Raw genomic sequence first — 5369 nt, forward strand, 5'->3', positions numbered from 1 at the left:
CCCAATCATGAGCAGTCTAAGATTTATAAAGCCTGTAATGCCCCAGCTATTCCACTAAAGCAGATCATTACAACGCTATAGCGCATCGATCACGTCTTCACAAAAAATCAAAAAATCAAAAAAAAAAACACAAAAAATCTGTAGTGCCTTAACTCAACTTTGTGTATGGCTCAATGCCTTATGCTGTCTACGTTTCAGAAATTTTGCTTACCAAGTTGGGTTAAAAAGACTAATCCAGATCACCTTAAACAAACAGTTACTTGCGAGGAAGTCGAAAGCTTTAAAAAAGCAAAAGCTTATAGTGAATGGAAAAAATATCAAATTAAACGAGCATCTACAATTTTTGCTGGCCTTGTGATCGCCATGCTTTTGCTCGGTTTTAACTATGGTAATATAGTTACTCCAGAAAATGGCTTAGGTCTTGTTATCCCTTTTATAATAATTACGCTGCTTTTATTCTCGCTATTTTATATTTATATTCTGGCAATTTGGTTAATAACTAGTATCTCTGAAATAAAAAGTGGTGACGCAAAAAGCAGGAAAATACAGGAAGAAATATACTCGTGCTTGTAAAAATAACTTAAAATAAACTATTAATGTCGTGTAGTGTTTTTGATATTTTTTTTAATTTCTTTCAGAGTAGACTTATCTAACCCTGTCAATTCCTCAACGTCATTATCACTATAACCTTTATTAATCATGTTAATTGCAGTCTCTTGAGCTTTAAGTAATGCCCCTTTTGCTATTAATTGTTGTTCAGCTGTCATAACAAACACCTCATCTTCAGATAGTTTATTTTTATATTGCTTAATCATGGTATTTGCACTGCTTTCCCAAGTTTTTAAAGCATACATATACCAATCTCTTCTTAATTCAATTTTAGAACATTTTTGCAGCCCCTGCATTAAATTTTTGACAACATTATCATCAACTTCATCATCAAATGAATGCTTGAAAGCAATCTCTAAACCTGATAACTGACCGTGACCAAGTAATTGCTCATCCGAATATTGTCCATAGTCAATCAGTATAGGTTTTAGGAAATATTTTTTTGCCAAATCTGAATGCTCAAATTTTTGATTTATATCCGTGGGGTAAGGGTATGGAGATTGTTTGCCATGATAAACTAAAAAGCTAATCACTAATGGGTATTTATCAGGTTTGTTAGTATCTATATAGTCCTTCAAAGCTGATATATCATAAAGGGCGTTACGGATTGGAAAATCTTTATCTGCTTTGCTCTGGTGCTCTGCATGGCTAATTAGCAATACCTGACTACCATCATAACACTCACAGCTATAAACAATATCGGCTATTTCTTCTTTCAGCTGTTCAAATAACTTGGCATCTTTTTGTGGATCGATATTATACTGCTGTATAATAAGATTACGAATAAATGAACCGCTCATTTGTCTCAATTTTAAAGTTGAAAAGTTGATTTTATCTTTGACTTCTTTCGGAAGATAAATTTCACAAGCCTCTCTGAACATATCAGGATCTCTAAAAGTATTCCGAAATTGTAAATCATGTGCGCCCATTTATCATTTCCTTTGTATACAACCACTGTACTCTCTTATGTATTTAATGACTATATCAGCTTTATTTATGTTATCAATTCTTGTCACCATATCTCTCTCTATAAGCCTGTTCATGTGTAATACGATTATCAGAGTTTTCTTTGTTATGCTTTATGGCATCAACACCCGCTTTTGCCACTCTTGAAAGCTCTGCTATTGCTTTTGTCGCATGTGGGTTGCTCAGTGCGCCACCACCTGATGATCCGCCACCCATGCCAGGATTAGTAAAGTCAGCTGCTGAACCAAATGCTGATACATCACCATAGCCTGATCCCATCCATTGCAGAATCTTATCAGGCATAATAAAGCTTACGTTATAACAAATCATCGCAAACTTGATTAACCCATAAATATAAACACTTATATAAAAAAACTGTGTATAAAAACTTCCCCCAACTACAGTGCCTGTGCCCCAGAAAAATAAAGTATTCCAGATCGTTAATGCAATTGGAGATAATGCATAGGCGCTTGCTAAGCCGACTACAAATAAAAATGGTCTTAACAATAATGAACACAACATCATGATTGTTCTAATAACGCGCCCAGAAATAAACTGCTCATCCGGAACCACCCATAGTGCCATCCCTAAATTAATCGCAATAAAAGCTTCAATCAACATAATGAAGTAACTGATCAGTAACATTCCCCAGATGATAATTGGCGTAAATGGTAATATTACCAGCGGTGTATTAGTTGGAACCATTAAAGCAGTTGCCCATCCATAAAATGTCGTGCTCATCCATTCTAAAATAGATGCTACACCTTCTGTTGCAATTGCTGCACCAAATTTCCCAATAATTGTCTGGCTTGCACCATGTGCTACCCCAGCACTGACTTTAAATAAGACTGAACCTCCATACAAATACATATATGATTTAAATAAAGATGATCCTAAATTCGCAGCTACTGTAAAAATTGACTGCTGATTTTTAATATCAGTAATGGTTTTATAATCATAATTATCAAGTGCACTCACATAATTCTGTGAGCCAGTCATACTGACTAAAGCATAATTCATCGCACTACCAACAATACCATCAACTCGCTCAAATGAGCAACCTGATGCACTACAGGCATTACTGACTTCTGCACTGGTTTTTGCATATTTAGAAATATTTACATTATCAATGATGGCATCATTGTTTTTCTTTTGCATGTAAAGAAGATTTGAGGTTAATATCTTATAATTTTCATCAGTAACACAATATTTATTGCTACCAAACCAACTCCACCACCCTATCTGACAAACAGGTATAATATTAGCTGACATCGTACTACTATAGGCAATAGCATTGCTAACAAAAGACGACTGGATATCGGCCAACACTTTCCACCATAATACACCCAGTCCCCAGCCTGACTGATCAATGAAATCAACAAAAGCGCTATCGTCTAACACATTTGTCTGAATTTTACCTGGAATAGCCTGAACTTCCTGAATGTAGTTATTAACAGCGCTTAAATACATTTGCTGTGCTCTTTTAGCCTGCTCCTGCGTATTAGCGTCACCATTATCAGCAATCTTAATGCCGCCAGTATTCTTATCAACACTTAAGCTCGCTAAAACCTCTGCTGATGGTGCAATATTATTTACTAGATTAATCACTGCCTCACGCAAACGTGTGCTTTGCTCATTAACCACCTGTGTTTTAAACGAAGTGCCATTGGCTAATGCAGGGAAGTTAATTGATCCACAAATACCATTTTCACCAAAATAGAGCTTCTGCATCAGTCCATATGAGTTATTGGTAACGTTTAAAGACTTGTATTCACCCAATGCACGATTATAGTCACCTAATAATATAAGCGCATTGGTATTAGCCATTACTGGTTTTATCTCACCATTATGATAAATTTGACTCATGTCTAAATTTGCCTTGCCATCATGTGCTTGAATCGCCAATGTGCAGACTTCTGCCTGCAATATATCATTAGATAATTGAGTTGGATTAATAGCTCCAGCACTTAATACGGGTGGTTTTAACATTTCAGCCACCGTACTTTTATAAGCCATATTTGCAAATGAGTCGCCCATTAAAGCTGTTTTAATCACTCCTACACGTTGTGCAACTGATGTGCCGCCTAGCCCAATAGGTGCAATAAATAAGCCAACAATAAGTGCTTTCCACACCTGAACCGTCATACTTTTTGCCTGCTGTGTATTACTCTCAGATATTCGCCATATATTCCAGAATGATGAAAACAGAATAATGCAAAGCAAAAGCAAACCTGCGTAGCATGACCAGTAACCAAGATGTGTGATAATGGTATACATGCTCCCTGCATTATCACTACTTGTCTGACCATATTGCTTAACGAAATCACCAAACAATAATTGTATCAGGCGATAAACAAATCCCCAGTTATGACCAAGGTCATTCCAGTCAAAACCACTCATCGTTAAATCCCCCTTCCTTTGAATAATTGAATTAAAAAGCGTCCGGCACTAATTTTTATTCTGTATTTGCATTGATAACGCATATGAAGCGGTATCAGACAAAAAGGTATAACAAAAAATGTGTAATAGCTGAAATAGCCACCCATGAGCAGAGACAGTAGATACATAATTAACGGTATACAGAGTATAAGAATCGCTAAACAACTAAAATTCAAACTATATTTTTTAGCCTCTCTATCATCCATATCCGCAAAACTCCTACCAGCAGTACTGGTGGTATTGCTGGTGTGTTTTTTAGGCGCTTTGATCATCTGCCAGATATCACTGCCAATATCAAACGAATAGCTAAAGGGATTGCCTATCATGCGCCGTGCTTTCCTTAAAACAGGCATAATGTTCAGACTGAAAATACTGACTATGCCCATCATCGCTTTCTTTTTAGTCATCGCTTTACGATATTTTGCTGCAACCGTTAATGTAAAGGTGTGCTCAAGTGCATTATATCTACCATAAACCACTGTGCGCGGCTTAGTGTGAATAACAACTGGATAATGCTGTGTAATTTCTTGTGGTAAATTCAGTATCTGCCAGTCAGCATGATAAATTTTAATTAAAATAGGGATTTTATGTTTTGGCTCAACATTTGCTTCCAGCTTAATCGGTTTAATAATAATACCACTGATAATTTCAATCGCATCATGATCCGTATTTAGATTAACGCTAATGGTATCTACATGTTTATCTGTTAGCGCCAGCAATAAAATGACCCTCAGCCAGAATTATTTTGCAAACCAACCAACATTATTTTGCAAATAGAATTTTAGAACCAGAATTATTCTGCAAATGGATTTGATTTGATGGAAATAAAAACGATGGTTTATTTTGTTTTCTTTTACTCAACGAAATTCACTGGATATTTTTATAATTATATAGTTAAATAAATCAACTTAAATGCATTTTCATGGAAGTAGACGTTAAGATGACCCATTTGACCAATAAAGAAACAGTTGCTTACTTAAGAGTTTCGACGCAGGATCAAGACCTTGAAAAAAATAAAATGGATATCTTACTTTTTTCCAATGAAAAAAATTTAGGGCAGGTTAAATTTGTTGAAGATAAAGCTTCTGGAACAATTAGTTGGCAGAAACGTGCTCTGGCATCTGTTATTGAGTCATTAAGTGAAGGTGACAACTTAATTGTAAGTGAATTTTCAAGGCTTGGACGAAGCATGTTGGAGGGGCGCATTCGCAATTTGTGGGTATTTTAGGAAGCCATTGCTAACCCGCCTGCATAAGCCATTCTTTCAATATCTTCCCATCGCCCAGCCTTGTAAAAAGACCGTATGAATAACATATCATTAGCGCTGTCCTCTTTCCAATAAATGGAGTTACCTT

Annotated in this window: 5 protein-coding genes; 2 read left to right on the plus strand and 3 right to left on the minus strand. The window is 35.9% G+C overall.

Annotated features, from left to right (window positions below):
* Window positions 1-180: 180 nt before the first annotated feature.
* Window positions 181-573 carry a hypothetical protein gene (locus DNJ75_RS14125; protein ID WP_117004085.1) on the plus strand — a complete coding sequence of 131 codons (393 nt, stop codon included), beginning with the start codon at window positions 181-183 and terminating at the stop codon, window positions 571-573.
* A gap of 20 nt (window positions 574-593) precedes the next feature.
* Here the strand turns inward: DNJ75_RS14125 and DNJ75_RS14130 are convergent, their stop codons facing one another.
* The 3 genes from DNJ75_RS14130 to DNJ75_RS14140 all read right to left on the minus strand — a co-directional run bounded on the left by DNJ75_RS14130 (window position 594) and on the right by DNJ75_RS14140 (window position 4733).
* Window positions 594-1538, minus strand: coding sequence for an Rpn family recombination-promoting nuclease/putative transposase (locus tag DNJ75_RS14130; protein WP_117004086.1), 945 nt, complete (start codon window positions 1536-1538; stop codon window positions 594-596).
* 73 nt (window positions 1539-1611) lie between these two features.
* On the minus strand, window positions 1612-3975 hold the full coding sequence (locus DNJ75_RS14135) for a DotA/TraY family protein (protein ID WP_117004087.1): 2364 nt from the start codon (window positions 3973-3975) through the stop codon (window positions 1612-1614).
* A gap of 2 nt (window positions 3976-3977) precedes the next feature.
* The gene (locus DNJ75_RS14140; protein ID WP_117004088.1) at window positions 3978-4733 is read right to left on the minus strand and encodes a hypothetical protein; all 756 of its coding nucleotides are present in this window, start codon (window positions 4731-4733) and stop codon (window positions 3978-3980) included.
* Window positions 4734-4936: 203 nt separating this feature from the next.
* On the opposite strand from DNJ75_RS14140, the gene DNJ75_RS14145 reads away from it, so the two are divergent.
* Entirely contained in the window at window positions 4937-5242 is a 306-nt protein-coding gene (locus DNJ75_RS14145) for a recombinase family protein (protein WP_117004089.1), read from the plus strand.
* Window positions 5243-5369: the final 127 nt, after the last annotated feature.

Origin of the sequence: Cysteiniphilum litorale, assembly GCF_003428165.1 — a bacterium.
Classification (GTDB): Bacteria; Pseudomonadota; Gammaproteobacteria; order Francisellales; family Francisellaceae; genus Caedibacter; species Caedibacter litoralis.

Excerpts from the sequence above, each read along its gene's own strand:
- DNJ75_RS14130 (WP_117004086.1), bottom strand. The coding sequence starts at position 1,538 with ATGGGCGCACATGATTTACAATTTCGGAATACTTTTAGAGATCCTGAT.
- DNJ75_RS14125 (WP_117004085.1), top strand. The coding sequence starts at position 181 with ATGCTGTCTACGTTTCAGAAATTTTGCTTACCAAGTTGGGTTAAAAAG.
- DNJ75_RS14145 (WP_117004089.1), top strand. The coding sequence starts at position 4,937 with ATGGAAGTAGACGTTAAGATGACCCATTTGACCAATAAAGAAACAGTT.
- DNJ75_RS14135 (WP_117004087.1), bottom strand. The coding sequence starts at position 3,975 with ATGAGTGGTTTTGACTGGAATGACCTTGGTCATAACTGGGGATTTGTT.